The 25,451-nt window shown below is 67.3% G+C and carries 29 protein-coding genes; 16 read left to right on the forward strand and 13 right to left on the reverse strand.

What is annotated here, in order from left to right; all coding sequences use genetic code 11:
* Positions 1 to 23 precede the first annotated feature (23 nt).
* The 10 genes from QTI45_RS06100 (at position 24) to QTI45_RS06145 (ending at position 9,020) form a co-directional block, all read left to right on the forward strand.
* On the forward strand, positions 24 to 497 hold the full coding sequence (locus QTI45_RS06100) for a (2Fe-2S)-binding protein (protein WP_286373454.1): 474 nt from the start codon (positions 24 to 26) through the stop codon (positions 495 to 497).
* A 20-nt stretch (positions 498 to 517) separates the two neighbouring features.
* Positions 518 to 2,788 carry a xanthine dehydrogenase family protein molybdopterin-binding subunit gene (locus tag QTI45_RS06105; protein WP_286653811.1) on the forward strand — a complete coding sequence of 757 codons (2,271 nt, stop codon included), beginning with the start codon at positions 518 to 520 and terminating at the stop codon, positions 2,786 to 2,788.
* 120 nt (positions 2,789 to 2,908) lie between these two features.
* Positions 2,909 to 3,199, forward strand: a complete 291-nt coding sequence (locus QTI45_RS06110; RefSeq protein ID WP_286373452.1) for a type II toxin-antitoxin system TacA family antitoxin — start codon at positions 2,909 to 2,911, stop codon at positions 3,197 to 3,199.
* The gene (locus QTI45_RS06115; protein WP_286373451.1) at positions 3,196 to 3,687 is read left to right on the forward strand and encodes a GNAT family N-acetyltransferase; all 492 of its coding nucleotides are present in this window, start codon (positions 3,196 to 3,198) and stop codon (positions 3,685 to 3,687) included. The genes QTI45_RS06110 and QTI45_RS06115 overlap by 4 nt, the downstream gene beginning before the upstream one ends.
* Before the next feature lie 21 nt (positions 3,688 to 3,708).
* Positions 3,709 to 4,782, forward strand: coding sequence for a serine hydrolase domain-containing protein (locus QTI45_RS06120; RefSeq protein WP_286373450.1), 1,074 nt, complete (start codon positions 3,709 to 3,711; stop codon positions 4,780 to 4,782).
* A 339-nt stretch (positions 4,783 to 5,121) separates the two neighbouring features.
* On the forward strand, positions 5,122 to 5,478 hold the full coding sequence (locus QTI45_RS06125; protein WP_286373449.1) for a hypothetical protein: 357 nt from the start codon (positions 5,122 to 5,124) through the stop codon (positions 5,476 to 5,478).
* A gap of 220 nt (positions 5,479 to 5,698) precedes the next feature.
* Positions 5,699 to 6,019, forward strand: a complete 321-nt coding sequence (locus QTI45_RS06130) for a hypothetical protein (protein ID WP_286373448.1) — start codon at positions 5,699 to 5,701, stop codon at positions 6,017 to 6,019.
* A 434-nt stretch (positions 6,020 to 6,453) separates the two neighbouring features.
* Positions 6,454 to 6,723: a hypothetical protein gene (locus tag QTI45_RS06135; RefSeq protein ID WP_286653812.1), complete on the forward strand. Its 270-nt coding sequence runs from the start codon at positions 6,454 to 6,456 to the stop codon at positions 6,721 to 6,723.
* Between the two features lie 187 nt (positions 6,724 to 6,910).
* Positions 6,911 to 8,347, forward strand: coding sequence for a DUF1254 domain-containing protein (locus QTI45_RS06140; protein WP_286373496.1), 1,437 nt, complete (start codon positions 6,911 to 6,913; stop codon positions 8,345 to 8,347).
* A gap of 103 nt (positions 8,348 to 8,450) precedes the next feature.
* Positions 8,451 to 9,020, forward strand: a complete 570-nt coding sequence (locus QTI45_RS06145) for a cold shock domain-containing protein (protein WP_286373430.1) — start codon at positions 8,451 to 8,453, stop codon at positions 9,018 to 9,020.
* 9 nt (positions 9,021 to 9,029) lie between these two features.
* Here the strand turns inward: QTI45_RS06145 and QTI45_RS06150 are convergent, their stop codons facing one another.
* Positions 9,030 to 9,584 (reverse strand): hypothetical protein, encoded by a 555-nt coding sequence (locus tag QTI45_RS06150; RefSeq protein WP_286373429.1) that lies wholly within the window; start codon positions 9,582 to 9,584, stop codon positions 9,030 to 9,032.
* Between the two features lie 298 nt (positions 9,585 to 9,882).
* Here QTI45_RS06150 and QTI45_RS06155 point away from each other — a divergent pair, with 298 nt between their 5' ends.
* Together QTI45_RS06155 and QTI45_RS06160 are read left to right on the forward strand one after the other, a co-directional pair.
* Positions 9,883 to 10,188, forward strand: a complete 306-nt coding sequence (locus tag QTI45_RS06155; RefSeq protein ID WP_286373428.1) for a FitA-like ribbon-helix-helix domain-containing protein — start codon at positions 9,883 to 9,885, stop codon at positions 10,186 to 10,188.
* Positions 10,185 to 10,619 carry a type II toxin-antitoxin system VapC family toxin gene (locus QTI45_RS06160; RefSeq protein ID WP_286373427.1) on the forward strand — a complete coding sequence of 145 codons (435 nt, stop codon included), beginning with the start codon at positions 10,185 to 10,187 and terminating at the stop codon, positions 10,617 to 10,619. Before QTI45_RS06155 ends, QTI45_RS06160 begins: the two co-directional genes overlap by 4 nt.
* A 51-nt stretch (positions 10,620 to 10,670) precedes the next feature.
* On the opposite strand, the gene QTI45_RS06165 is transcribed toward QTI45_RS06160, so the two are convergent.
* Positions 10,671 to 13,073 (reverse strand): arylsulfatase, encoded by a 2,403-nt coding sequence (locus QTI45_RS06165; protein WP_286373426.1) that lies wholly within the window; start codon positions 13,071 to 13,073, stop codon positions 10,671 to 10,673.
* Between the two features lie 293 nt (positions 13,074 to 13,366).
* On the opposite strand from QTI45_RS06165, the gene QTI45_RS06170 reads away from it, so the two are divergent.
* The 3 genes from QTI45_RS06170 to QTI45_RS06180 are packed head-to-tail and all read left to right on the forward strand — an operon-like array spanning position 13,367 to position 15,061.
* Complete coding sequence (locus tag QTI45_RS06170) at positions 13,367 to 13,573, forward strand: hypothetical protein (RefSeq protein ID WP_286373425.1); 207 nt, start codon at positions 13,367 to 13,369, stop codon at positions 13,571 to 13,573.
* Positions 13,573 to 14,607, forward strand: a complete 1,035-nt coding sequence (locus tag QTI45_RS06175) for an extracellular catalytic domain type 1 short-chain-length polyhydroxyalkanoate depolymerase (protein ID WP_286373424.1) — start codon at positions 13,573 to 13,575, stop codon at positions 14,605 to 14,607. The genes QTI45_RS06170 and QTI45_RS06175 overlap by 1 nt, the downstream gene beginning before the upstream one ends.
* Positions 14,608 to 14,635: 28 nt before the next feature.
* On the forward strand, positions 14,636 to 15,061 hold the full coding sequence (locus QTI45_RS06180) for an adhesin (RefSeq protein ID WP_286653813.1): 426 nt from the start codon (positions 14,636 to 14,638) through the stop codon (positions 15,059 to 15,061).
* Between the two features lie 3 nt (positions 15,062 to 15,064).
* Here QTI45_RS06180 and QTI45_RS06185 read toward each other — a convergent pair whose 3' ends face one another.
* A complete protein-coding gene (locus tag QTI45_RS06185; protein WP_286373422.1) occupies positions 15,065 to 15,370 on the reverse strand; it encodes an NIPSNAP family protein in 306 nt (101 codons plus the stop codon).
* Positions 15,371 to 15,401: 31 nt separating this feature from the next.
* Positions 15,402 to 16,418 carry a 1-aminocyclopropane-1-carboxylate deaminase gene (locus QTI45_RS06190; protein ID WP_286373421.1) on the reverse strand — a complete coding sequence of 339 codons (1,017 nt, stop codon included), beginning with the start codon at positions 16,416 to 16,418 and terminating at the stop codon, positions 15,402 to 15,404.
* A 138-nt stretch (positions 16,419 to 16,556) separates the two neighbouring features.
* Here QTI45_RS06190 and QTI45_RS06195 point away from each other — a divergent pair, with 138 nt between their 5' ends.
* Positions 16,557 to 17,048 (forward strand): Lrp/AsnC family transcriptional regulator, encoded by a 492-nt coding sequence (locus QTI45_RS06195; protein ID WP_286373420.1) that lies wholly within the window; start codon positions 16,557 to 16,559, stop codon positions 17,046 to 17,048.
* 35 nt (positions 17,049 to 17,083) lie between these two features.
* Here QTI45_RS06195 and QTI45_RS06200 read toward each other — a convergent pair whose 3' ends face one another.
* From QTI45_RS06200 to QTI45_RS06240, 9 genes are all read right to left on the reverse strand, one after another.
* Positions 17,084 to 17,641 (reverse strand): dihydrofolate reductase family protein, encoded by a 558-nt coding sequence (locus QTI45_RS06200; protein WP_286373419.1) that lies wholly within the window; start codon positions 17,639 to 17,641, stop codon positions 17,084 to 17,086.
* Between the two features lie 15 nt (positions 17,642 to 17,656).
* Positions 17,657 to 18,079: a hypothetical protein gene (locus QTI45_RS06205; protein WP_286373418.1), complete on the reverse strand. Its 423-nt coding sequence runs from the start codon at positions 18,077 to 18,079 to the stop codon at positions 17,657 to 17,659.
* Positions 18,080 to 18,137: 58 nt separating this feature from the next.
* The gene (locus tag QTI45_RS06210) at positions 18,138 to 20,093 is read right to left on the reverse strand and encodes a putative Ig domain-containing protein (protein ID WP_286653814.1); all 1,956 of its coding nucleotides are present in this window, start codon (positions 20,091 to 20,093) and stop codon (positions 18,138 to 18,140) included.
* Between the two features lie 15 nt (positions 20,094 to 20,108).
* Positions 20,109 to 20,459, reverse strand: a complete 351-nt coding sequence (locus QTI45_RS06215; RefSeq protein WP_286373416.1) for a hypothetical protein — start codon at positions 20,457 to 20,459, stop codon at positions 20,109 to 20,111.
* A gap of 31 nt (positions 20,460 to 20,490) precedes the next feature.
* Positions 20,491 to 21,315, reverse strand: a complete 825-nt coding sequence (locus tag QTI45_RS06220; protein WP_286373415.1) for a YihY family inner membrane protein — start codon at positions 21,313 to 21,315, stop codon at positions 20,491 to 20,493.
* Between the two features lie 52 nt (positions 21,316 to 21,367).
* The gene (locus QTI45_RS06225; protein ID WP_286373414.1) at positions 21,368 to 22,519 is read right to left on the reverse strand and encodes a serine hydrolase domain-containing protein; all 1,152 of its coding nucleotides are present in this window, start codon (positions 22,517 to 22,519) and stop codon (positions 21,368 to 21,370) included.
* 110 nt (positions 22,520 to 22,629) lie between these two features.
* Positions 22,630 to 22,788, reverse strand: coding sequence for a hypothetical protein (locus tag QTI45_RS06230; protein ID WP_286373413.1), 159 nt, complete (start codon positions 22,786 to 22,788; stop codon positions 22,630 to 22,632).
* Positions 22,789 to 22,895: 107 nt separating this feature from the next.
* Positions 22,896 to 24,629, reverse strand: coding sequence for a bifunctional protein-serine/threonine kinase/phosphatase (locus QTI45_RS06235; RefSeq protein WP_286373412.1), 1,734 nt, complete (start codon positions 24,627 to 24,629; stop codon positions 22,896 to 22,898).
* An 8-nt stretch (positions 24,630 to 24,637) separates the two neighbouring features.
* A complete protein-coding gene (locus QTI45_RS06240) occupies positions 24,638 to 25,450 on the reverse strand; it encodes a formate/nitrite transporter family protein (protein ID WP_286653815.1) in 813 nt (270 codons plus the stop codon).
* Position 25,451: the final 1 nt, after the last annotated feature.

Raw genomic sequence — 25,451 nt, forward strand, 5'->3', positions numbered from 1 at the left:
ACCCAAAAGAAGGGAACCCCACCATGACCACGCTCCACATCAACGGCAAGGACCGCCAGGTCGACGCCGACCCTTCCACCCCCATCCTCTGGGCCCTGCGCGACACGCTGGGCATGACCGGCACCAAGTTCGGCTGCGGCGCGGCGCTGTGCGGCGCCTGCACGGTGCATCTCAACGGCCAGCCGATCCGCTCGTGCGTGACGCCGATCTCGGCCGCGGCGGGCCAGAAGATCACGACCATCGAAGCCGTCACCGACGGCGGCGACAAGGTCGGCAAGGCGGTGCACGCGGCCTGGGTCAAGCATGACGTGGCGCAGTGCGGCTACTGCCAGAGCGGCCAGATCATGTCGGCCACCGCCTTCCTGAAGTCGATGCCGGCCGGCAAGCTGCCCAGCGAGGCCGACATCGATTCGGCGATGGCCGGCAACATCTGCCGCTGCGGCACCTACGCGCGCATCCGTGCCGCGGTCGCCGACGCCGCCAAGACGCTGGCTTGAAGAACAAGGGGATCACCACCATGAACTTCGACCAAGCTACCTTCGAACTGCCCGCCAACCTTCGCGCGCTGCTGACCACGCGCGATGACGACAACGCCGAACCCCAGGGCCTTCCGCGCCGCAGCTTCCTCAAGCTCACGGCGGCGGGCGGCTTCGCGCTCGGCGTCTTCCCGGCGGCCGTGCTGGCGCAGGACAACAGCAAGAACGCCGCCGCAGCCGCATCGGCCAAGCCCGCAGGCCTGAAGCCGCTGCAGCAGCCGGCCGCCTTCGTGCGCATCGACCGCGACGGCACCACCACCATCACCATCAACCGGCTCGACTTCGGGCAGGGCGTGCAGACCGGCCTGCCGATGATCCTGGCCGAAGAACTCGACGCCGACTGGGCCAAGGTCAAGAGCGTGCACGGCAGCAACGACCCGGCCTACGTCGACCCCGCCTTCGGCATGCACATCACGGGCGGCTCGGGCTCGATCAAGAACTCGTACACGCAGTACCGCGAACTCGGCGCCCGCACCCGCGCCATGCTGGTCGGCGCGGCGGCGGCCCAATGGAAGGTCGATGCCGCGACCCTGCAGACGCGCGACGGCTTCGTCATCGGCCCCGGCGGCAAGAAGCTGGGCTACGGCGAACTGGCCGCAGCGGCGATGAAGCTGCCCGTGCCCGAGACGGTCAAGCTCAAGGACCCGAAGGACTTCCGTCTCATCGGCAAGCCCACCGGCCAGCTCGATGCAGAGGCCAAGTCCAGCGGCCAGCAGAGCTACGGCATCGACATGAAGCTGCCCGGCATGCTGACCGCCGTGGTGGCGCATCCGCCGGTGTTCGGCGCCAAGGTCAAGTCGGTCGACGACAAGGCCGCGAAGGCGATCAAGGGCGTCAAGGCCGTGCTGCGCGTGCCGCTCGACCGCGGCGCCGAAGGCGTGGCCGTGATCGCCACCGGCTACTGGCCCGCCAAGCAGGCCCGCGATGCGCTCAAGATCGAATGGGACGCGAGCGCCGTCGAGAAGGTCGACAGCGACAAGCAGCTGGTGCAGTTCCGCGAGCTCGCCACCAAGCCCGGCGCGCGCAAGTACGACGCCGACGTCTCGAAGATCGCCAGCGCGCCGCACAAGATCAACGCCGAATTCGTCTTCCCCTACCTCGCGCATGCGCCGATGGAGCCGCTCAACTGCACCGTGAGCCTGTCGGGCGGCAAGGCCGAGGTGTGGACCGGCACGCAGATGCCGGGCATCGACGGCATGGCGGCCGCCAAGGTGCTGGGCGTGCCGCCCGAGAACGTCAAGGTCAACGTGCAGATGGCGGGCGGCGGCTTCGGCCGTCGCGGCTTGCTGACCAGCGACTTCGTGGTCGAGGCCTGCGGTGTGGTCAAGGCCGCGCAGGCGGCGGGCATCAAGGCGCCGATCCGCACCTTGTGGAGCCGCGAGGACGACATCAAGGGCGGCTACTACCGCCCGATGCACCTGCACACCGCCAAGATCGGCTTCGACGCCCAGGGCAATGTCACGGGCTGGGACCACGTCATCGTCGGCCAGTCGCTGCTGATGGGCAGCATGTTCGAGCCGATGATGGTCAAGGACGGCATCGACGCCACCGCGGTCGAAGGCATGAAGGAGCCGTACGCGCTGCCGATGCGGCTCACGGTGCACCACCCCAAGCTCAACGTGCCGGTGCTGTGGTGGCGCAGCGTGGGCTCGACCCACACGGCCTTCGTCATGGAGACGCTGCTCGACGAGATCGCGCGCACCACCAGGCAGGACCCGGTCGCGTACCGCATGAAGCTCATCGGCGACAAGCACCCGCGCCACAAGGCGGCGCTGCAGCTGGCGGTCGACAAGTCCGGCTACGGAAAGAAGAAGCTCGAAGCCGGCCGGGCCTGGGGCGTGGCGGTGCACGAGTCTTTCGACTCGGTGGTGGCCTATGTGGTCGAAGCCTCGGTGAAGGACGGCACGCCCACATTGCACCAAGTGACGGCGGGCGTGCACTGCAACCTGGTGGTCAACCCGAAGAGCGTCGAGGCGCAGGTGCAGGGCGGCGCGGTGATGGCGCTGTCGATGTGCCTGCCGGGCGCGGCGATCACCTTGAAGGACGGCGTGGTGCAGCAGAGCAACTTCGGCGACTTCGTGGTGCCGCGGATGACGGACATGCCGCAGATTGCGGTGTTCACTGTGCCGAGTGCGGATGCGCCTACGGGGATGGGCGAGCCGGGCTTGCCGCCGCTGGCGCCGGCGTTTGCGAATGCGGTGGCGGCGATCACGGGCAAGCCGGTGCGGGAGCTGCCTTTCAAGCTGGCTTGAGGGGGCAGACAGGTGAGCCTTGCGCTGTCGGGAGCGCAAGGCTTGCGTGGCGATGAACCAATGTAATGACGTTGACATTACATTTTTGGTATCCTGCCTGGAACTGCAGGAAGCAAGCTCATGCCTACATCGTCCACTGCGCCCACCAAGCGAGAAACACTCAACGTCCGCATCAAGCCCGAGGAGCGTGACCTGATCGACCGGGCGGCCAGGGCACGGGGCAAGAACCGCACCGACTTCATGCTGGACGCCGCCCGTGCTGCTGCGGAGGAAACCTTGCTCGACCAGGTTCTCGTCGCAGCCAGTCCGCAAGCCTACGCCGCGTTCCTGGCGCGGTTGGACATGCCGCCCCAGTCGAATGAGCGACTGCGCAAGACGATGCGAACGAAGGCCCCCTGGGACCCGGCATGACGGTTGGCGCACCCGAGCGATTGGATGCCAGCCACGACACTGATTCGTTCGCCTCGGGGGTCGAGGGTCTGGATCATTGGCTGAAGCGCCGCGCCTTGAAGAATCAGGCAACCGGCGCGTCCCGCACATTTGTTGCCTGCGAAGATCGCCGAGTGCTGGCGTACTACGCCCTGGCGTCGAGCGCGGTCGCCGTCGTGTCGGCGCCAGGCCGATTTCGTCGAAACATGCCGGACCCGATCCCCGTCGTCGTGCTCGCGCGGCTTGCCGTGGACCAGTCCCGGCAAGGCGATGGATGGGGCCGGGCGCTCGTGCGTGACGCAGGCCTGCGCGTGATCCAGGCAGCAGATGCCATCGGCATCCGGGGCATGATCGTCCATGCGCTCACGTCGGAGGCAAAGGCCTTCTACGAGCGGATCGGCTTCGAGCCGTCGCCGATCGATCCGATGCTGCTCATGGTCACTTTGACCGACCTCGAAGCCAGCCTTTAGGGAGCAGCAGTGATCGGGCCTGTGCGCAGATCCCTGGCAACTTTCTGCGCGGTGGCGCTGGCCACGCTGTGCGCCATCGCGATGCCGGCCGGCGCGCCACTTGCCGAGCCGGTTCGCATCGACCCGGTGGCCGCGGGCTGGAACGCTGCGGCGCTAGACGCGCTGATCGACTATGTCGCCCGCCAGAAATCGACCGGCCTGGTCATCATTCAGGACGACAAACTCATCGCCGAGAAACTCTGGCCGCCGGCCGCGGATGCCAGGGGATTCCGCGCCGCCTTCGTGCACGGCACAGCGGCGGACGGCGCAACGCTGGAGGACGTCGCCTCGCAGCAGAAGAGCTTCGTCGCGATCCTCGCCGGGATCGCGGTCGACAAGGGGTTGCTGGATGTGTCGCGGCCGGTGACGTCGTACATCGGCGCTGGCTGGTCGAAGGCCACGCCGCAGCAGGAGGCCGCGATTGCCGTGCGCAACCTGATGGAGATGAATTCGGGGTTGAAGGAAGACCTGAGCTTCGACGCGGCGCCGGACACCAAGTTCTTCTACAACACGCCGGCCTATGCGGTGATGAAGGCGGTGCTGGAAGCGGCGGCCAATCTGCCGCTGGCCGAGATCACGCAAGCATGGCTCGCGCGCCCAGCCGGAATGAATGACACGGCCTGGCGCAAGCGGCCAGCGCTGATGGCGGATGTCGGCAACCCGACTGGCCTGGTCACGACGCCGGGGGACATCGCCCGCATGGGGCAGGTCGTGTTGAATGGGGGAGTGACCGATGTGGGCGTGCGCGTGATCTCCAAGGCGCAGCTCGATGCGCTCTTCGTGCGGACAAAGACGAATCCGTCCTATGGGCGGCTGTGGTGGCTCAACGGTGGCGCTGAGACCGTGGGTGCGGGCGCCAATGCGCGGCGCCGGCCCGGTCCGTTGGTCGCGGCCGCGCCGGCTGACATGGTGGCCGCGATGGGGGCGCTGGACCGCAGGCTGTTCGTCGTGCCGAGCCGCAAGCTTGTTGTCGTGCGCACGGGGCAGGCGGCGGTGGATCGGGACTTCGATGAGCAGCTTTGGCGGCTGCTGGTTCGGGCGATGCCTGGGAGTTAATGAGGGAAGGTGGGCGCGGAAGATTCGGGCGAAAGTTCGGATCTAGTCGATGCTTGAATGCGTGCATCTGCGGCAAGAGCGTCGGCATACTGCGCGAGTCGCGTCGGCAACGGCGTGATCGGGTTTGGAAGCCCGAAGTTTTCACTACGGCTGAAGCCGCAGTTGTCTTTTAGGCCTGCGGCTTCTTCGCTCGCGCTGCTTTTTTGGCGGCTCGGGCGGGAGGGCGCAAGCCCTGCCGGTTTATCGCCGTAGTGAAAGCCCGGTCTTCCAACCCGCTCGAGCCGCCGCCTCCTCCTTCGAGCGGGCGCGGTTGCATAACCGCAAGTAGGGAGACAAGAAATGGCTAAGACCGTTCGCACGGCGGAGACGACATCCGCCAAATCAAAAACCACCAAGCGCAAGGTCGCAGGTGACGACCCGGCAACAAGCGCCGAAACCAAGAAGCAAGCAAGGAACAAGGCAATCAGCTCGGCGGCGCTGCTCGTCGAGGACGAGTTCAACAACTTGCGCTGGGCGCAAGGCGCCTACGGCTGCGTACATACCTTCCTAAAGCCACTCGACATGATGAACGTCGAGGAGTATCTCGGCGAGCCCCGGGAGCTGACGGCCTTGATGGAGTTGATCAATGCCGAGATGGGCCGGCGCATCCGCACGTTGGAAAAGGCGATTCACGCGGCGCGGAAGTTGATTCACTGACATGTGGTGAGGCTTGAGCGCTTCATGCGACCACCTCGGCCGCATGAAGCCTTCGAACCCGTTCGAGCCGCCGTGTCCGTCTGATCGCGGATCGGCGGGTGAGGCAAGTTGCATTCACTGGGAGGCCGAAAAAATGGCTAAGTCTGCTCGCGCAATTGCGCAATCCACAAAAGTCTCGAAGTCCGTCAAGCCCGCAACGGTCGCTGCGAAGCGGCCTCGTGTGCCAGTCGCCAAGAAGGCAGCGCCAACGGCGCCACCGCCTTCAGACCCGAACGAGTCGGCACTCGCGCATTTCTCGGACGTCGAGGACGCGTTCTACAACCTCGTCGAATCACACCGGGCGTACGAATGCCTGGAGAGCTTTCTGTCGCCTCGCTTCCCTCCGTTGGAAGGCGTGGAGGAGTTTCACATCGAGCCGGATGAACTGCGGGGGCTGGTGACTGTGCTCAATGCGGATATGACGCGGCAGATCCAGGCGGTGAGGGGGACGCTCAGAGGGGTGAGGGAGAGGATGAAGGTGGGGACATCGGTCGCAATGTGAGGTGGGCGGGGCTGCGGCGGGCTGCGATGTCTGCTGCAGACTGATCTCGGACGTTCAAGGTCGCGCTGCCGAACGTCTGTTTCACAAGCAAATGCAGACTCTAGGAATTCCAGGTCACTTCGCCTTTGCCATCCATCAACGCCGACGCGCGATTGAGAACCCGTCAATTAACAGTTCGTTGGGGAATACGGCGTGGAGCCACTCTTTGCGAACGTAGCCTGAAGGTGTCGGTCCATCTCCGGCATCCGTCAGGCTTTCCTCTGACTCTCGCCCAAGTACCAACGCGTACCTCTCCCGTGATCCTCCATTTCTATCAATGCGATAACAGCAGATTGCGTCGAGGAACGAGGCGGTCGCTATGCGGCTGGAGACGAGTATTGCCTCTGCACGCTCGAGAATTGGGCTGTCATCCCCAGTGCTCGATCGAGCGCCGTGTGTCTCCGCAGGCGGTCTACAACCGCTCCTACCAGCACAACGTGAATCTGTTCCAGAAGGCGCTGGCGAGTGCGGTCGACTGGCCAGCGGGGCTGGACGACGCGCGGCTGGCCTTCAACGCCTACACCATCGTGGATTCGCTCGTGAAGCAGACGCTGCTGGTGAATTCCGCCTTGCCCAGCGCGAACACCGTGGTCGACGACATCCTGCTGGCGCTCGATGGCTATCTGCTCGGCGCGCTCGGGCGGGGCAGCGTGCAGCAAAGCTGAACATGCGCCCCGGATCCGGTGGCTCCGGGGCCCTGCGCCCTGTGGAGCGGCGGCTGCCTCGGATGTGAACACTGCAGTCACCGGATCTCTCCACAATGCCCGCTGTTCATTTGCAAAGGCATTGATGGCTACGTTCGCTTCACCCCGCCCCGTTCGAGGATTTCGAGGATTGTTTTTCGGCTTGACAGTGGCTGCGCTGGCTGCGGGCTGCGCGGTCAAGACCGAACCCGCCGCCCCGGCCGCCCGGCCGGACAGCGCCCAGGGGATCGGCGCTCCGGGGATTGAGGAGACACGCAAGATCGCCCAGGAGGCGTATGTGTATGCCTTCCCGATGATCGCCGGCTACAAGGCGATGTACCAGTACAACATCGACAAGAGCTCTTCCCAGTACAAGGCGCCCTTCAACACGATCAACAACGAGGCGAGTGTCTTCACCTACAAGGACACGGCCATCGTCACGCCCAACAGCGACACGCCGTACTCGATGGTCATGCTCGACCTGCGCGCCGAGCCGATGGTGCTGTGCGTGCCCGCGGTCGACAAGAAGCGCTACTACTCTGTGCAGCTCGCCGACATGTACACGCACAACGTCGGCTTCATCGGCAGCCGCGCGACCGGCAGCGCAGCGGGCTGCTTCATGGTGACGGGCCCGTCGTGGAAGGGCGCGACGCCGGCCGGCATCCGGAAGGTGTTTGCGTCCGAGACGCAGTTCATGCTCGCGCTCTACCGCACCCAGCTGTTCGATCCGAAGGACATGCCCAACGTCAGGAAGGTGCAGGCGGGCTACAAGGTCCAGGCCTTGTCGGCCTTCCTCAAGCAGACCCCGCCACCGGCGGCCCCGGACATCCGGTTCCCGGCCTGGCGCAACGATGCGCTCACGACCGGCTTCGCGAGCTATCTCGACTTCCTGATGCAGTTCACGCCCGAGGTGCCGGTGGAAAAGGAGCTGCGCGCGCGCTTCGCGAGCATCGGCATCGGCCCGGGCAAGAACTTCGACTTCAGCCAGCTCGACGAAGAACACAAGGCAGCGGTCGGCCAGGGCATCAAGGACGGCTTCGCGCAGATCGACAAGATGTCCAACGGCGTCGGCCACAACGTCAACGGCTGGATGGTCGGCTCGGCCCAGGGCAATCGCGCCTTCTACAACGGCAACTACGTGCTGCGCGCCGCGGCTGCCAAGATCGGCATCTATGGCAACGATGCGGTCGAGGCGACCTATCCGGTGGCCCTGACCGACGACCGCGGCCAGCCGCTGGACGGCAGCAAGGCCAACTACACGATCACCTTCGCCGCCGACCGGATGCCGCCCGTCAACTCGTTCTGGTCCGTCACGATGTACGACGGCAAGACCCAGTTGCTGATCGAGAACCCGATCAACCGCTATCTGATCAATTCGCCGATGCTGCGGAACATGAAGAAGAACGCGGACGGTTCGGTCACGCTGTACCTGCAGCACGATTCGCCCGGCAAGGTCAGGGAAGCGAACTGGCTGCCGGCGCCTGATGGTCCCATCTACGCCGTCATGCGGCTCTACTGGCCGAAGGAGACGCCGCCCTCGATCCTGCCGGCAGGGAGCGGGACCTGGAAGCCGCCCGCGATCGTGTCGGCGGCAAGGGCGGGGTGAGTTCCTGGGCTGAGATGGAGGGGCCGGCGATCGACTGGCCGGAAACTGTCGCTATAGTTTCGCGGCGCTGGCACCTCCAACAATCAAAGCCTCGTCGAACCACATGGCACTCACCGGAAAACTCAGAAGCTGGAACGACGAGCGGGGCTACGGCTTCATCGCACCGCGAGACGGCGGCCGCGAACTGTTCGTCCACATCAGCGCGCTCCCAAGGGACGGGTCCCGTCCCACGGTGGGTGAGACGGTTACCTACGAACTGGGTCGCGGCAAAGACGGAAAGCCGCAAGCGGTGAACGTGTATCGGCAAGCACTAGGCAAGCCTTCCTCGTATCCGCGTTCGCCATCGCGGCCCACCAGGGACGGAAGACGCTCACCGATCAGCACCCTCGTCGGCTTCGTGATCGTCGTTGCCATCGGGGCCTACGGCTATTCGCAATACCAACGTCACACGGCGCGGCTTGCACCGGCTGCCGCGATGGCGTCCCGGGAGGCCGTCGTCGCCGAGCCGGTGCCGATCAGCTACCGGTGCGACGGACGGACCCATTGCTCGCAAATGACATCGTGCAGCGAGGCCAAGTTCTTCCTGAAGAACTGCCCGGGGACTCAAATGGACGGGAACAACGACGGCGTGCCCTGCCAGCAGCAGTGGTGCACCAGCTTCTTGTCCAAGTAGGCTCCCACATTAGCCCCTGGCCACCGGCAACAACACCCGCCGAAGCCGCTCCAGCCACCCCGTCCATCGATCGCCCCTGCCGATGGGCACCGATCGAAAGATGGCGCGCTGCTCTTCCAGCGCCACGTGCAGGTCGCGCAGGTTGCGCTCGTTGTAGGCCCAGGTTCCGGAGACGGTGATCAGCCCCGATTGCACCGGCGTGACCTGGATGTCGGACGCACCGATCCGCTCCAGCGCTGCCACGCGAGCCGCCGCCTGGTGGGCCGGATCGCCGATGCCCGGCATGGGCCGCGAGGACGCGAAGCTGATCAGCAGCACCTGCGGATGGTGGCGGGCGATATGGGCGCAGGCTTCGTAGAACAGCAGGGCGCCGACGTTTCGCGGTTCGTCGTGGGCCACCGAAGTCGGCGTGAAGTTGCCAAGGTGCACCTCGGTGCCGCGCTCGTCGAGGTGCACGGGGTCCACCCGGCCGAGGAACAGGCCACCCGTGAACATCAGCATGGGCTGGCCCAGCTGATAAGGAGCGCCGCCCGGGCCGGCGATTTGAATGACCTGAGAGTCCATGAACGGCGATGGGTGCTTCGTTGCACCGCTGGTCTTGGCTCCCTGGCTCGACTTCGACGCCGTTCGATCGATCCGGTGCCTTCTTGATTATGTTTTGCAGCGCTCGGCGCCCGAGCGGCAATTCCCCCTCGGCTCTGGGTCTATGAGCGCGCATCGGGAGGCGTGAGCCTACCGACCTCGCGCCCGGCAGTCGATCACCGAAAACTGGTAATTCGGTGCGCCTTGCCGCGGCAGATCTGATTGCATTGCTATCATTGACAGCAGAAGCTGCAACGACGTTCCAGGGGACATTCGCCATATGGCCACGCTCACCATCCGCAATCTCGATGACCCGCTCAAGAGTCGGCTGCGGCTGCGCGCGGCCGCACGAAATCGCTCAATGGAGGAGGAGGCGCGCCAGATCCTCAGGGCCGCCCTGCAGGATCCCTCCCCCGCGGTGGATCTCGGTGCCCGCATCCGGGCCCGGTTTGCCGAATTGGGTGACGTTCGATTGCCCATCGAGGCGCGCGAACCGGTACGTTCGCCACCCGTGTCGGGTGACCCGCCGGTTGCCCGAGCGAGCCCCAGGCGCAAGTCCGGCGCGCTCTCCCGGAAGCGCGGATGAGCACGCTGCTCGATACCAACGTGCTGTCTGAACTGCTGCGCACGACGCCGGAGCCGAAGGTCTTGGCATGGTTCTCGATGCAGCCGGCCGACACCCTGTTTGTCAGCGCCGTCACACAAGCCGAGATGATGCTGGGTGCGCGGTTGCTGCCTGCGGGCAGGCGGCGCACGGCGCTGGAAGCCGCCCTGCGCGCGACCTTCGACGAGGACTTCGGCACCCGTATCCTGCCCTTCGACAGCGCGGCGGTATCGACCTATGTCGATATCGTGAGCGTCCGCCGCGCTGCAGGCCGGCCCATCTCGCAGTTCGATGCGCAGATCGCGGCGATCGCAAGACATCACGGTGCTCGGCTTGCGACCCGAAACGTCGGCGACTTCGAGGGCGCCGGGGTCGCGATCGTCAACCCCTGGACCTCGGCCCCGCGCAAGTAGGCGCTGCAAACCCCGGCCCGTCGGCGATGCCGGTGCGCGCGTCCCCTCTGCCTACTGCCGCGCCATCGCGATGCGCAGGGCCTCCTCGGGCGAGACCAGGTGATCCACGCTCTCGGCAGCCTCGGCGATGGCAAGCTGCACACCCTTGACGCGCCCGTTGAAGGCGTTGTCCTTGGGGCCGTAGTCGGGAGACACCGGCGCGCCGCTGTCTTCGCCCACGTCGCAGCCGTCGTCGGCCGAGAACACCATCGCCTGGGTGATCGGGACCGAGCCCTCGCCGGTCTTCTTGCCATCGATGAACAAGCTCACCTGGCCGCCCTTGCCCAGGCCGCCGCCCGCATACGCGAACTCCATGCGCACCTGATGCTCGCCGGCCGGCAGCGGGTCCGCGGATTCGACGAAGTAGTGGTTAACGCCCGCCACGTTGTAGCAGTACTTGAGCTTGCCCTTGTGCGCGTAGAGGCTCCAGCCGCCGATGTTGGCGCCCTGGGCGATGATCACGCCCTGTGCCCCGCTGGCCGCGACCACGATCTCGGCAGTGACGGAGTGGGACTTGTTCTTGAGGTTGAGAACGCAGTTCTCGGACAACCGGCTCATGCCGCCGAACAGCAGCTGCGTGTTGCCCCTGATCAGCACCGGCCGGCCCGCGGTGTCGGGATTCATCTTCTCGACCACCCGATCGTCGATGGGCAGCACCTTGTAGCGCGTGGCCTCGATCAGCCACAGGCGCTGCAGCTCGTGCAGCTTCGCGGGCATCTGCCCGGACAGATCGCGGGCCTGGCTCCAGTCCTTGGTCGTGTCGTAGAGCTCCCAGACATCGTCGTCGAGCGCCACCGTCTTGCGGCCCATCAGAACCCACGGCGTGCCGTGCTTGGTGACCGCGGTCCAGCCCTTGTGATAGATGCCGCGGTTGCCGAACATCTCGAAGTACTGGGTCTCGTGCCGCTCGGCGGCGCCCGCATCGTTGAAGGTGTACAGCATGCTGACGCCCTCCAGCGGCTCCTGGGCCACGCCGTTGACCTCGACCGGCTCCGGCAGGCCCGCCGCCTCGAGAATCGTCGGTGCGATGTCGATCACGTGGTGGAACTGCGAGCGCAGCTCGCCCTTGGCCGCGATCCCCTTCGGCCAGTGGACGATGGTGCCGTTGCGCGTGCCGCCCCAGTGCGAAGCCACCTGCTTGGTCCATTGGTAGGGGGTGTTCATCGCATGTGCCCAGCCCACCGCGTAGTGGTTGTACGACTCGGGGCCGCCGAGCTTGTCGTAGCGCGCCATCAGGAACTCGGGCGTTTCGAGGGCGGCGAGTCCGTTGAAATTGGCCATCTCGTTGTAGGCGCCGTTCAGCGTGCCTTCCGCGGAAGCGCCGTTGTCGCCGACGATGTAGTAGACCAGCGTGTCGTCGAGGATGCCGAGCCGCTCGATGCTGTCGAGCAGGCGGCCCACATGGTGGTCGGTGAACTCCATGAAGCCCGCGTACACCTCCATCTGCCGGCGCAGGATCGGCTTCATCGCGTCGGGCATGTCCTCCCATGCGGGGATTTCCGCGTGCCGCGCGGTGAGCTCGCAGTCGGCCGGGATCACGCCCAGTGCCTTCTGCCGGGCAATGGTTTCCTCGCGCAGCTTGTCCCATCCCTGGTCGAACTTGCCCTTGTACTTGTCGGCCCATTCCTTGGGGACGTGATGGGGCGCGTGCGTGGCGCCGGGCGCGAAGTAGGCGAAGAAGGGTTTGTCGGGTGCCAGCGCCTTCTGCTGCCCGATCCAGGCCATCGCCTTGTCGGTCATGTCCTCCATCAGGTGGTAGCCCTCTTCGGGCGTCTTCTTCGGCTCGACGGGATTGGTGCCTTCGTACAGGCTCGGATACCACTGGTTGGCCTCGCCGCCGACGAAGCCGTAGAAGTACTCGAAGCCGCCGCCGCCGGTGGGCCAGGCGTCGAAGGGGCCGACCGAGCTCGTCTCCCAGACCGGCACTTCGTGGCACTTGCCGAATTGCGCCGTGGAGTAGCCGTTGAGCTTCAGCGTGCGCGCCAGGGGCGACATCGAGTTGGGAAGCACCGAGCTGTAGCCGGGCGCGCCGGTGGCGATCTCGGTGATGCCGCCCATGCCGCAGGAATGGTGGTTGCGGCCGGTCAGCAGGGCCTGTCGCGTCGGCGAGCAAAGCGCGGTGGTATGGAAGCGATTGAACTTCAGGCCGGCCGCGGCCAGCTTCTCGGCGTTCGGGGTCTGGCAGGGGCCGCCGAAGGCACTGGCCGAGCCGAAGCCGGCATCGTCGATCAGGACGATCAACACGTTGGGCGCACCCTTGGGCGGGCGCAACTGGTCGATCGGCGGGAAGTGGGTGTCGGGGTCCTTGGCGTCGTAGGTGATGAGCCCGGGTCTGGCCGTGTTGCGCATCGGCAGATGGGTACGAATCCGCCCATCGCCCGAGCCCGGGTCCTTCGGCTTGGATTGATCGCTCATGAGCTTCACTCCTCGGTCGGTCGGTAGAGCGGATGCACATCACGAACGAGCTCTCCGAGCCATTCCTCTGGGCCGCTCAAGACCGCGGCCTCGAATTTCGAAGGGCGAGCGTACCCGGAAGCGGGCTCGCCTGCCAGTGCCGGATGTGTCGAAGGGTGGCCGGGCGATTCCTTGCACGGGTCTGGGGCGGCGTAGGACATCGGCCACCCTCTTTCGAGCGCAATGCTGCGGTGCCGCATCGCGCGCGCCGCCCAGACTTCCTCAACGGCCCCCGGTCGATGAAAGCAGTGCCAATGAGCAATCCCTGGACGAAGAAGAATCCGCTGATGAGCATGTGGCTCAGCGCAGCCAACAGGACGATGGGTGCGGCCCGCGGCCAGGCCACTGGCGCCGCGAAACGCCAGGCCGGCGCGATGCAGGCCGAAGCCGCCCGGCAGATCGTCGATTTCTGGAGCGGAAAGACGACCCTGTCGGCCTCCAGGCGCAAGACCCGCCGCTGATGGCGCGGCGCAAGAAGGCCGGCCTGTGGACCGGCGTCTTCGCCCGCGGCATGGAAGCGATCACGCGCACCACGCTGCGTGCGAGCCAGAGAGCGGTCGCCGAAGCCGTGAAGCCGGCGATCGAGAAGCGCCGTCCTCCGGCGGGGGCAGGGCAATGGATTTCCGGCGTCGCGATGGGCGCTGCGGGAATGCGCCGTTTCAGGCTTTATCGCCCGCCCGGGATCATGTTCGGCGAACGCCTGCCATTGATGGTGATGCTGCACGGCTGCGGCCAGGACGCGAAGAGCTTCGCGACCAGCACGCGCATGAATCGCGTCGCCGCGCGCGAACGTTTCCTCGTGCTGTATCCGGAGCAGGACCGCGTGTCGAATCCGCAAGGCTGCTGGAACTGGTTCGACACCTCGTCGGGGCGCGCCTACGGCGAGGCCGGGCTCATCATGAAGGCCATCGACCAGGTCTGCCTCATGTACGCTGTGGACAGGGAGCGCATCGCGGTGGCCGGCCTGTCGGCGGGTGCCAGCATGGCGGCCTTGCTGGTCACCAGGCATCCGGAGCGCTTCGCCGCGGTCGTGATGCATTCGGGCATTCCGCCCGGCACCGCGCACTCGACGCTTTCCGCGCTCGGCGCGATGCACGGCCATCGGTCCACGCGGCCGCTGCCTGTCACGCCGGTCGCGATGGCGGCTTCATGGCCTCCGTTGATGGTGATCCATGGCTCTCTCGACAAGGTGGTCGCGGCGTCGAACGGCCTCGCCGCCGCGCAAGCCTGGGCGGTCGCGGCCGGCGCGAACGCAGGCCAGGGTCGCCGCGTGCAGCGCGGCAACCGGTATCCGACGCACGTGACCGACTTCAAGCGCAGGGGCAAGACTGTTGCCACCCTGGTCGAGGTCGAGCGCCTCGGGCACGCCTGGAGCGGCGGCGCGGCGCAGCAGGCCTACAGCGACGGCAAGGGCCCGGATGCGTCGCGGATGACGTGGGCCTTCGCCGCCAGGCAATTCGCTCGGACTGGCGTCAAGCCGGTTCGCAGTCAGTGACCATTCAAAGCGAAAGGGACAGTCACCCATGAAGTTGCAACAACACCAGAACCGGATCCTTCTCGGCGTCTTGCTTGCGGGCGCTCTCGCCGCCGGCGGGGTCGCGAATGCCCAGGCGCCCGGCACGCCGAACCTCGGCGTCGGCGCGAGTGCCGGCGTCAGTGCCGATGTCAACGCCAATGGCAATCCCAGGACCGCACCCAAGCAAGGGGCCGCGGCCGCAGATGCCAATGCCGGCGTGCATGCCGATGCAGCCGAAAGGGCCGCCCGCGCGAAGGACGGCGCGACCAGTGCGCTCGGCGGCGTGACGAACACGGTGGGCGGGACGCTGGGCGGCGTGACCGGCGTGACCGGCGTGACCGGCGTGACCGGTGCGGCCGATGCCCTGACCGGCGCGGGCGCGAACGTCGACGGCCAGGCTCAAGGCTCGGGCACGCTCGGCATCCGGAAGTAGGTCTCAGTCGAAGACCGGCCTGAAGAAGCTGCGCTCGTAGCTGACGATGCAGCGGGTTTCTTCGGCGTACCTGAAGGCGGCCTGGCAATCTGCATCGGCCATCGACCGCGCCCGATAGTCCTCGTACGCCGCCAGACTGGGGAAGCTGAACATCGCGAGCGCGATGTTGTTGGCTCCCTCGGACGGCAGGAAGTAGCCATGGTGCTTGCCGCCGAATCTCTCGACCAGCGGGATCCACATCCTGCCGTAGCGCTCGAACTCCGCGAGCTTGAAGGGATCGATGACGTAGCGCAGGTAGCAGGTGACCATGGGCGGACTTTAGCCGACCGCCAGGGCCGCTTCAGCCGTTGCGAAACAGGAAGCTGTAGGCGTTGAGGGCCGGCACGCCGCCGAGATGCGCGTACAGCACCTTCGAGCCTGCGGGAAACTCGCCCAGGCGCACTTTCTCGATCATGCCGTGCATCGACTTGCCTTCGTACACCGGGTCGGTGAGCATGGCTTCGGTGCGGGCGCTCAGGCGGATCGCTTCGAGCGTGCCTTCGCTCGGCAAGCCGTACTCGGGTCCGCCGAAGCGCGTGTCGAGCACCACGTCCTCGGCGCTGATCTCGCGGCCCAGCCCCACCAGTTCGGCCGTCTGCCTCGAGATGCGCAGGATCTGCTCGAAGGTCTGCTTCGGCTTGGCCGAGGCGTCGATGCCGATCACGCGCTCGGCGCGCCCGTCGGCCGCGAAGCCCACTACCATGCCCGCTTGCGTGCTGCCGGTGACCGAGCAGGTGACGATGTAGTCGAACTTGAAGCCCAGCTCGGCCTCCTGCTGGCGCACTTCCTCGGCGAAGCCCACGAAGCCGAGCCCGCCCTTCGGATGCTCGGAGCAGCCCGCCGGAATCGGGAAGGGCTTGCCGCCGGCGCGGCGCACGCTGTCCATCGCGTCTTCCCAGCTCTTGCGGATGCCGATGTCGAAGCCGGCGGCATCGAGCCGCACGTCCGCGCCCATGATGCGCGACATCTCGATGTTGCCCACGCGGTCGTACACCGCGTCCGAGTAGTTGACCCAGTTCTCCTGCACCAGCACGCACTTCATGCCGAGATGGGCGGCCACCGCGGCGACCTGCCGGGTCTGGTTCGACTGGATGCCGCCGATCGACACCAGCGTGTCGTAGCCACCTTCGATGGCCTCGGGGATCAGGTACTCGAGCTTGCGCGTCTTGTTGCCGCCGAAGGCCAGGCCGCTGTTGCAGTCCTCGCGCTTGGCATAGAGCTCGACCTTGCCGCCCAGATGGGCGCTGAGCCGCCGCAAGGGCTGGATCGGCGTCGGTCCGAAAGTGAGTGGGTAGCGCGGGAATTTCTGCAGGTTCATGGCGATTCCTAGGGTTCGGGAGAGGAACCGGAATCGTAGGAAGGAAAGCTCGTTCGATGGTTGCAAATTCAGATCGATTTGCGACACTCCTGACAAGCTTCAGAACGATTGGCAGTGATTGATTTTGTCGAGAGCCTCATGCGCACAACAAAATTGCAAGACAAGCCTGAACTGGATCGCACCGATCGCGCCATCCTGCGCGCGCTGCAGCGCGATGCCTCGGTGTCCAACGTGGCGCTCGCTGCCAAGGTCAATCTCAGCGCGCCGGCCTGCCTGCGGCGGGTCGAGCGGCTCAAGGCCATGGGCCTGATCAGGAAGGTGGTGGCGCTGCTCGATGCGCAGGCGCTGGACTTCGGCACGCTGGTCATGATCGGCGTGGTGCTCGACCGCTCCACGCCCGAGTCGTTCGCCAGTTTCGAGAAGGCCGTGCAGAAGGTGTCGGGCTGCCTGGAGTGCCATGTGGTCACCGGCGAGTTCGACTACTTCATGCTGGTGCGCACGCGCGACAACGACAGCTACAACCGCCTGCACGCCGAGCAGCTGCTGTACCTGCCGGGCGTGCGGCAGATCCGGACCTTCATGGTGCTCAAGCAGGTGATGTCGACGACCCAGCTGCCGCTGCAGCCCTGAACGCGTTCAGGGCGCCGGCCGCCGCGCGCCGCGCGTCATGGCTTCCTCGGCACCGCGTAGCTGAGCTCTGCAAAGCCCGGCCCGACGAACCTGGCCTCCTTGAGCTGCAGGGATGGCGACACGATGCGCCGCGGAAGCAGCGGCTTGCCCGAGCCCAGGGTCACGGAGCCGACCTGGACGATGATCTCGTCGACCAGGCCGGCATCATGGAACTGGCCGACCAGATCGCCGCCGCCGACGAGCCAGATGTTCTTGCCCCCGGCAGCCCGCTTCATGGCCGCGTGCACCGGCCCGACATCGCCCCGGACGAAGTGGATGACGGCCGATGGCACGGCGGGCAGCTCGCGGCTGCTGAACACCCAGGTGGGTTGGGTGTAGGGCCATGCGCCCGGGTCCTTGGCGTCCGGCTTGACGACGTGGCGCAACATCCATTCGTAGGTCGACGAGCCCATCGCGAGCGCACCGACGCCCTGGATGAAGGCCGGGTAGCTGGTGTCGTTGATGTCGCCGAGCGGGAACAGCCATTCCAATGAATGGTCGTCCGTCGCGATGAAGCCGTCGAGGCTGCTGGCGGTGTAGTACTGGGTCTTCATGGGAGGGGGCCTCGGCTATCGGCTCAAGGTGGTGAGGCTCCACACGATCGCGACCAGCTGGGCGATGTTGATCATGATCGCGATGATGTGGGTGCGCCGGAATCCCGGGATCGCATCCATCGAGTTCGACTCGATCTGCGCTCCCAGCGAGTCCATCTTGGGGATGATCTTCCGGCGCAGGGCGATGGCGACCAAGGCCAGCGCCGCGGCACCCGCGGCGAGCCCCGGGCGGCCCGCGATCGCATAGCTGAGCGCCGTGGCGGCCGCGGTGACGAACGCGGCGACGTAATAGATGTTGAAGAAGCCGCGCACGAAGCGGGCGTCCAGCGGCGTGTCGTGCTTCAGGATCAGCAGCGGGATGGAACCCATGATGAAGTAAGCCGTGGTGACGAGCAAGGCCACCGTGAAGCACAGGGCTGCGAACATGGCGGCAGTCATCGTGATGTCCTGGATCGGCTGTGAGATGCAGGGGGCGATCTTAGTGATTCCGGGCCTCCTACAGCACATGCAGCTCCGCGCTCGCCAGGGATTGGAGGTCGTTGGTGCCCCCGACCAGCAGCACATCGCCATTCGGCAACAGGGTCGCGCTGTGGAAGTAGCGGGCGTCGACCATCGCACCCGAGTCCGACCACTGGCCGCTGGCGGCGTCGTAGACCTCGGTCGAGGCCTGCGCGAGGTTGCTGCTGTCGTAGCCGCCGGTGACCAGCACCCGGCCATCGGGCAGCAGGGTGGCGGTGGCGCCGGTGCGTCCGCTGCCCATCGCGCCGGCGGACGTCCACGTGCCGGTGGCGGGGTCGTACAGCTCGGCCGTCGCGAGCGACCCGCCGCCCGCGGCGCCGCCGTTGCCTCCCGCCACCAGCACCTTGCCGTCCGGCAGCAGGGTTGCGGTCTGGGTCAGGCGCGCGGCGCTCATCGGCGCGGCCGCCGTCCATTGGCCGGAGGCCGGGTCGTAGAGCTCCGCCGCTGCGATCGGGCTGCCGTTGGTTCCTCCCGCGACCAGCACCCGGCCATCCGTCAGCAAGGTCGCGGTGAACACGCTGCGGGCGGTGCTCATCGCGGGGGCTGGCGTCCATTGGCCGGTGGCGGGGTCGTACAGCTCCGCCGTGGCGAGATAGCCGCCGTTGGACCCACCGGCGACCAGCACCCTGCCGTCGGGCAGGAGGGTCGCGGTGTGGCCGCTCCGGGCCACGCCCATCGCGCCGGTCGCGGACCACTGCCCGGTGGCGGGGTCGTAGAGCTCTGCCGAGGAGCGGAAGGCGCCTGCGAGGTCTTCGCCGCCAGCCACCAGCACCCGGCCGTCCGGCAGCGGGGTGGCGGTATGGAAGAAGCGGCTGGCGCTCATCGATCCGACCGCCGTCCACAGCCCGGTGCCAGGCTCGAAGAGCGCCGCCGACGCATGGGTGACGACGTCGTCATGGCCCCCGGCGACCAGCACCTTGCCGGTCGCCAGCAAGGTTGCGCTGTGGTTGGTGCGCGGAACGCTCGTGGGGTCGATCGGCAGCCCCGCGCCGGGCAGCACCACCACGATGTTGATCGTCGCCTGCACCGCGCCCGCCTCGTTGCTGCCGGTCACCGTGAAGTCGGCGGGATTGCTGGCGAATTCCGGCGTGCCGGAAATGACGCCGGTGATGGCGTCGATGCTCAGCCCGGCGGGCAGTGCCGGCGCGACGGCGAAGGCGCTGATCGGGCCGCCGGTGCTGTGCGGCAGGTTGGGCATGATGGGCCTGCGTGCCGTGTACACGGCCTTCGGTTCCAGGTAGCTCAGCGAAGCGGGCGCCGCCGTCGGCGGGTCGCGGACCTCGATCCGAAGCACGGTGCTGGTCGCGCCGGCGCTGTTGCTGGCGGTCACCGTGAAGGCCGTTGGCGCAGCGAGCAGGCGAGGCGTGCCGGAGATGACGCCGGTGGCGGGATCGATCTGCAGCCCGGCGGGCAGCGCGGGCTGCACCGTGAAGCCGGCTACGTCCCCGCCGTCCACCGAGGGATGGTTCGGCGGGATCGGCTGGCCGATGGTGTAGATCGCGTCCTGGTTCTCGAAAATCAGGTTCGCGGGCGGCTCCGCCCTGGCCTTGACCGCGATCAGCAGACCGGTCGTGACGGTGCCCGCGAGGTTGCTGCCGAAGACGGTGTAGCGGGTCGAGGCGGACACCACCTGCGGCGTGCCGCTGATGATGCCGGTCGACGGGTCGATCTGCAGCCCGGCGGGCAAGGCCGGACGGATGGCATAGCGCAGGATCCGGCCGCCGCTGCTGATCGGTGCGTTCGGCTTGATCTGCTGGCCCAGCGCGTAGACGACCGCATTGCGCTCGTAGTGCAGGCCCGCGGGGGGCGTGCTGGCGGCAGGGAGCACGAAGCCATCGTCACCGCCGCCGCATGCGCTCATGCCCAGCAAGGCCAGGGTGCTGATGCCCCATGCCAGCAGGCGCAAGGCGCCGCGCCAAGATGTCGTCTTCATGCCCGACTCCTTTCGTCATCGCCCGCCCTTGTCCGGGGCTCGTTCCTGCACCGCCCTGGCCGCGCGGCGATAGGTCAGGATCATGGCGACCAGGCCGCACAGCGCCGCCAGGTTCGCGGCCAGCGCGAGCGCGAACAGCAGGCCCGCGCCCTCCATCAGGAGCAGCGCCGCCGCCAGCGAGGCCGCCCACAGTCCGCCCCACCTCAGAATGTACATATCCATGTAGGTCTTGAGCCAGAGGTCGTTCCTCTGCACGATGGCCTCCGCCTCCTGGTCGGATGCCTCGGCCGGCACCCGTTCGAGGAAGCTCCTTGGCGACCAGAAGCGGCTCCAGACGGATGCGGGGCGGGGTTCGGGTGGGCTCATCGACACGGAGATTACCCCTTGGCCGAGCCCGTCAGGCGCGAGCGGCCTTGCCTCCCGCCCGCCGCCGGCCGAGCGCCAGGTTGGCCGTCATCATGGCCGCCACCAGCGTCACCAGCCACGAGAAGTACACCCACAGCAGGAACATCGGGAGCGCGGCGAAGGCCCCGTACAGCGCCTTGTACGTCGGCACCTTGACCAGGTAGGCGGTGAAGCCGCGCTTGCCCAGTTCGAAGGCCGCGCTGGCGAGCACGCCGCCCGCGATCGCGTCGCGCAGCCGCACAGGGGTGTTCGGAACGAGATAGAACAAGCTCGTCAGCGCGACCACGCCGAGCATGAACGGCCCGAGGTCGAGCACGAATGCGAGCGATCGCGGCAGCGCGCCGATCAGGCCTGCGGAGCTGCCCAGCAGATACGAGGTCGCCCACAGGCTCAGGCCCAGCACCGGCGGCCCGACCGCCAGCATCAGCAGGTAGAGGCCGATCCGCCTGAGGAAGGGCCGGTTCTTGCGCACCTGCCACATCTGGTTCAGCGCGTTCTCGACGGTCAGCAGCATCGCGACGGCTGCGCCCAGCAGGAACAGCGAGCCGACCCAGGTCAGGCCGCTGGCGTTGGCGGCGAACTGGTTCAGGTACTTCAGCACCGTGCGCGCGATGTCGGCGGGCAGCAGCCGGCTCAGCAGGATCTCCTGCAGCGCGTCCTTGAAGCGCCTGAAGATCGGGAACTGCGTGAACAGCGCGAAGCTCGCGGCCAGCAAGGGCACGATCGACAGCAGGGTCGTGAAGGTCAGGCTGCCGGCAACCTGGGGCAGGCGCTCTTTCCGGGCGCGTTGGAATGTCAGGCGGGTCAGGGTGAACATGGATCGCTGAAAGCGGAGCTCGACGTGCTCCGCGGCCGGAGATTGTCGTCGCTCAAGCCGCGGGTACGGCCGCGCCCACCTGCTGGTACACCGCCATCTCGAAACCCATCAGCGTCTCGACCACCGGCATGTCGAAGAAGGGCAGCAGCTGCGTCATGAAAACCCCGCCGATGCCCTTCGCGCGGTCGATCCAGTAGTACGAGTTGAAGACGCCCGCCCAGTCGCCGGTGCCGTTGCTGCGCATGCCCGGCAGGTCGGCCAGCGTGAGATGGAAGCCCAGGCCCCAGCCCTGCGGCACCGGAAGCGAAGGCACGTCGTTGGACAGTTCGGGCATCGTCGACTTCAAGAGCGCCGGCAGCTCGATCTTGCCGAGGTGGTCCTGCAGCGCCATCTGCACGGTGGCGGGCTTCAGGATGCCGGCGCCGTCGTTCAGCCAGGCCTGCACGAAGCGGCCGTAGTCCTGCACCGTCCCGTAGGAGCCGTGGCCGGCGGCCTCCCACTCCGAGGTCGGCGGCAGGTCGTGCGGCGATGGCGCGAGCTTGCCGTCGGCTTGGCGCTGCATCACGCGCAGCAGCCGTTCGCGTTGTTCGCTGGTCGGCGCGAAGGTCGAGTCGTTCATGCCCAGCGGCCCGTAGACGTGCTGCCGCAGGTAGCTGCCGAGGCTCTGGCCCGAGATCTTCTCGACCACCAGCCCGAGCCAGTCGGTGTTGACGCCGTACTCCCAGGCGGTGCCCGGGTCGTTGACCAGCGGCACCGACAGGCTGCGCTTGAGACCCGACAGCGGATTGGGCTCGCCGGTCAGCACGTGGTATCGCAGCAGCTTCTCGTTGAGGAAGAAGTAGCCCAGGCCGGCCGAGTGCGTCATGAGCTGGCGCACCGTGGCCTTGCTGGCAGGCGGCCGAAGGCGCGGCGTGTCGCCGTCGAAGCCGTCGAGCATCTTCAGCTCTCCGAACTCCGGCAGGATGGATTCGACCGTGGCGTCGAGGCCCAGCCGCCCCTGTTCCACGAGCTGCAGTGCCGCGGTCGTGGCGACCGCCTTGGTCATCGAGGCGTTGCGGAACAAGGTGCGCTCGCTGGCTTCGCCGGCGGCATGCTGGAACAGCGGACCGTTGCGGTCGACCACCAATGCCGCGACGCCGTGCAGGGCGCCCTTCGATACGGCCGCGTCCAGCAAGGCCGCGATGGCGGAACCATTGAATGCCATGTTCGTCTCCTCGTCTCAAGGTGATGAAGCCGTGCGCGGCCTGGTCCGGGCTGCGCTGCACGGGTGGAGCATTCTGCGCCAAGGGCCGGGCCGCGTGGCGGCGTGGCGAGCTACCTCAGCGTCGTCTCCCGGATCGTCTCCATCGACTGCCGCAGCCGGCGCCTGAGCTCGCGGTCGCGCCGGCTGGCCTCGCGGTGGGCGATGAGGTCCCAGATCCAGCCGCCGGCGACGGCGAGCGCAACCAGGACCATTGGAGCCAAAGATTCCATATCACCCCTCCTTTGAGCAAAACCCAGGGACTTTGCTGGCGGCGGCGGTGCTTGGAATCCCCCCGATTGATGAGGCGCCGGCGCCAGGGAGCCGGTAGTCGCCGGACTCAGTGGCCGGCCAGGCGCAGCCCGAGCAGCAGCACGACGGCGGCCGCGAGCAGCACGGTCGTGCACTGCCAGAAGCGCACCGGGTTGCGCTCGATCAGGGGCGACAGCCGGGGCCGCAGGAACTCCTGCCCCGGCGCCCGCAGGTCGTAGGCGAACTCGGACACCGCCTGCTGCCGCCGGGCGGGGTCCGGCTGCAGCGCCTTGTGCAGCACCGCATCCACCCATGCCGGCAGCTCCGGCCTGAAGTGGCGCACCGGCAGGTAGTGCAGCCGGTTGGCGTCGGCGCGGGTCCGCACGCGGGAGACCTGCAAGCCGTACGGCAGCTGCGTCGTGAGCATCTGGTAGGCGAGCACCGCCAGCGAGAAGAGGTCCGACCTCGGGCTGCCGCCCTGCCCGGTGAAGTACTCGGGCGCCGTGTACTGCAGGCTGCCTTCGATGGCCAGCGCACGCGGGTCGCGCGCGCCGTCGGCCAGTCCCGCCACATGGGTGGTCGCCAGGTCGATGATCTTGACGGTGCCGGTGCGGTCGATCATCACGTTCTCGGGGCGCAGGTCCTGGTGCAGCATCTCCTTGCCGTGCAGCGCCTGCAGCCCCTTGGCGAGCTGCTCGACGATGCCGCGCACGCTGTCCAGCGGGGGGCGAGGGTGGTCGATCATCCATTGCGCGAGCGTCTGGCCGTCGACGTACTCCATCGCCACGTACAGGTGCGTGCGCGGCCGGTCGATCGGGCTGGCCTTGAGCACGTGGATGCTGTCGACGCGCCGCGCCACCCACTCCTCGAGAACGAAGCGATCGAGGTAGTCCGGGTCGTCGCGCAGGTCGATCGAAGGCAGCTTGAGCACCACCTGCCGGCCGGTGGCCTCGTCCACCGCCAGGTGCACATGGCTGCGCGAGCTCAGGTGCAGCTCGCGCACCAGCGTGAAACCGTCGAAGCTGGCCCGCGGCGCCAGTGCCGGCGGCATCGACAGGCCCTCGCGCTGCGATTGCAGCGGCGCCGCGTCGGCCAGCGGAAGCTCGTCGATGCGCAGCAGCTGCACGGTGCTGTCGTCGTCGCCGCCCCTGGCCTGCGCCGCGGCCGCGAGCAGGCGCGCGGCCTCGTCGAGGTCGTCGCCGCAAGCGGCGAGCGCCTGGTGCACCGCCTGCGCGTCGATGTGCGCGTAGGCGCCGTCGGTGGCCAGCAGGTAGACCTCGCCGACCTCCGCCTGCCAGCAGCGGTAGTCGATCTCGACGTTCGGGGCCGCGCCCAGCGCGCGGCCCAGGTACGACTCGGCCGACGACACATGGATGCGATGGTCTTCGGTGAGCTGCTCCAGCGCGTTCGGGTGCAGGCGATGGATGCGCGCGTCGCCCACGTGCAGCAGGTGCAGGTCGCGGCCCTTGAGGATCAGCGCGCTGAAGGTGCAGACATAGCCGCTGTCCTTGTCGAAGCGCGCGTCGCTGCGCATGGTCTGGGCGTGCAGCCACGAGTTGGTGGCGCTCAGCACCCGCTGCGCCGAGCGGCGCACCGACCAGGCATCGGAGGTGGCGTAGTAGTCGTCCAGGAAGCCGCGCACCGCGGCCGCGCTCGCCACCTGGCTCACGCGGCTGGAGCCGATGCCGTCGGCCAGCGCGACCGCGATGCCCTTGGCGTTGCGCAGCGATCCCTGCGGCAGCATCGCGCCGTGGAAATCCTGGTTCACCGAACCCGGAGCGGCCAGCGAGTGCTGGCCGAGGGTCACGCGCAGAGACTGCAAGCCGCGGCTCAGCTCACGACGCGCTTGGGCGCGGTCTTGTAGTGGGTGGCGTACAGCGTCGCGCCGACGAAAGTCAGGCCGCCGACCAGGTTGCCGAGCACCGTCGGGATCTCGTTCCAGATCAGGTAGTCCATCAGCGTGAACTTGCCGCCCAGCAGCAGGCCGGTGGGGAACAGGAACATGTTGACGATCGAATGCTCGAAGCCCATGTAGAAGAAGATCATCACGGGCATCCACATGCCGATGGCCTTGCCCGACACCGTGGTCGACATCATCGCGGCGACCACGCCGGTGGACACCATCCAGTTGCACATCACGCCGCGGATGAACAGGGTCAGCATGCCGGCGGCGCCGTGCGCCGCATAGCCCAGCGTGCGGCCCTCGCCGATGTGGCCGAGCTTCTCGCCGACCGCATTCGGGGCTTCGCTGAAGCCGAAGGTGAAGATGATCGCCATGAAGACCGCGACCGTCAGCGCACCCGCGAAGTTGCCGACGAACACCAGGCCCCAGTTGCGGAAGCACCCGCGCCAGGTGGCGCCGGGGCGCTTGTCGAGCACGGCCAGCGGCACCAGCGTGAAGACGCCGGTCAAAAGGTCGAAGCCCATCAGGTACAGCATGATGAAGCCGACCGGGAACAGCATCGCGCCGACCAGCGGGTTGCCGGTGTTGACGGTCACGGTGACCGCGAAGGCCGCGGCCAGCGCCAGGATGGCACCGGCCATGTAGGAGCGGATCAGCGTGTCGCGGGTCGACATCAGCAGCTTGGATTCGCCGGCGTCGACCATCTTGGTCACGAACTCGGCAGGGGCTAGGTAGGCCATG

It is taken from the genome of Variovorax saccharolyticus (genome assembly GCF_030316765.1).
Lineage (GTDB): Bacteria > Pseudomonadota > Gammaproteobacteria > Burkholderiales > Burkholderiaceae_C > Variovorax > Variovorax saccharolyticus.

Coding starts and splice junctions, on each gene's coding strand:
- QTI45_RS06185 (WP_286373422.1), bottom strand. CDS start 15,370: ATGGTCACCTGCTACCTGCGCTACGTCATCGATCCCTTCAAGCTCGCG.
- QTI45_RS06205 (WP_286373418.1), bottom strand. CDS start 18,079: ATGACTGCCGCCATGTTCGCAGCCCTGTGCTTCACGGTGGCCTTGCTC.
- QTI45_RS06170 (WP_286373425.1), top strand. CDS start 13,367: ATGAGCAATCCCTGGACGAAGAAGAATCCGCTGATGAGCATGTGGCTC.
- QTI45_RS06215 (WP_286373416.1), bottom strand. CDS start 20,459: ATGAGCCCACCCGAACCCCGCCCCGCATCCGTCTGGAGCCGCTTCTGG.
- QTI45_RS06200 (WP_286373419.1), bottom strand. CDS start 17,641: ATGAAGACCCAGTACTACACCGCCAGCAGCCTCGACGGCTTCATCGCG.
- QTI45_RS06125 (WP_286373449.1), top strand. CDS start 5,122: ATGGCTAAGACCGTTCGCACGGCGGAGACGACATCCGCCAAATCAAAA.
- QTI45_RS06225 (WP_286373414.1), bottom strand. CDS start 22,519: ATGGCATTCAATGGTTCCGCCATCGCGGCCTTGCTGGACGCGGCCGTA.
- QTI45_RS06155 (WP_286373428.1), top strand. CDS start 9,883: ATGGCCACGCTCACCATCCGCAATCTCGATGACCCGCTCAAGAGTCGG.
- QTI45_RS06175 (WP_286373424.1), top strand. CDS start 13,573: ATGGCGCGGCGCAAGAAGGCCGGCCTGTGGACCGGCGTCTTCGCCCGC.
- QTI45_RS06230 (WP_286373413.1), bottom strand. CDS start 22,788: ATGGAATCTTTGGCTCCAATGGTCCTGGTTGCGCTCGCCGTCGCCGGC.
- QTI45_RS06190 (WP_286373421.1), bottom strand. CDS start 16,418: ATGAACCTGCAGAAATTCCCGCGCTACCCACTCACTTTCGGACCGACG.
- QTI45_RS06105 (WP_286653811.1), top strand. CDS start 518: ATGAACTTCGACCAAGCTACCTTCGAACTGCCCGCCAACCTTCGCGCG.
- QTI45_RS06100 (WP_286373454.1), top strand. CDS start 24: ATGACCACGCTCCACATCAACGGCAAGGACCGCCAGGTCGACGCCGAC.
- QTI45_RS06220 (WP_286373415.1), bottom strand. CDS start 21,315: ATGTTCACCCTGACCCGCCTGACATTCCAACGCGCCCGGAAAGAGCGC.
- QTI45_RS06165 (WP_286373426.1), bottom strand. CDS start 13,073: ATGAGCGATCAATCCAAGCCGAAGGACCCGGGCTCGGGCGATGGGCGG.
- QTI45_RS06115 (WP_286373451.1), top strand. CDS start 3,196: ATGACGGTTGGCGCACCCGAGCGATTGGATGCCAGCCACGACACTGAT.
- QTI45_RS06195 (WP_286373420.1), top strand. CDS start 16,557: ATGCGCACAACAAAATTGCAAGACAAGCCTGAACTGGATCGCACCGAT.
- QTI45_RS06160 (WP_286373427.1), top strand. CDS start 10,185: ATGAGCACGCTGCTCGATACCAACGTGCTGTCTGAACTGCTGCGCACG.
- QTI45_RS06150 (WP_286373429.1), bottom strand. CDS start 9,584: ATGGACTCTCAGGTCATTCAAATCGCCGGCCCGGGCGGCGCTCCTTAT.
- QTI45_RS06110 (WP_286373452.1), top strand. CDS start 2,909: ATGCCTACATCGTCCACTGCGCCCACCAAGCGAGAAACACTCAACGTC.
- QTI45_RS06210 (WP_286653814.1), bottom strand. CDS start 20,093: ATGAAGACGACATCTTGGCGCGGCGCCTTGCGCCTGCTGGCATGGGGC.
- QTI45_RS06240 (WP_286653815.1), bottom strand. CDS start 25,450: ATGGCCTACCTAGCCCCTGCCGAGTTCGTGACCAAGATGGTCGACGCC.
- QTI45_RS06180 (WP_286653813.1), top strand. CDS start 14,636: ATGAAGTTGCAACAACACCAGAACCGGATCCTTCTCGGCGTCTTGCTT.
- QTI45_RS06145 (WP_286373430.1), top strand. CDS start 8,451: ATGGCACTCACCGGAAAACTCAGAAGCTGGAACGACGAGCGGGGCTAC.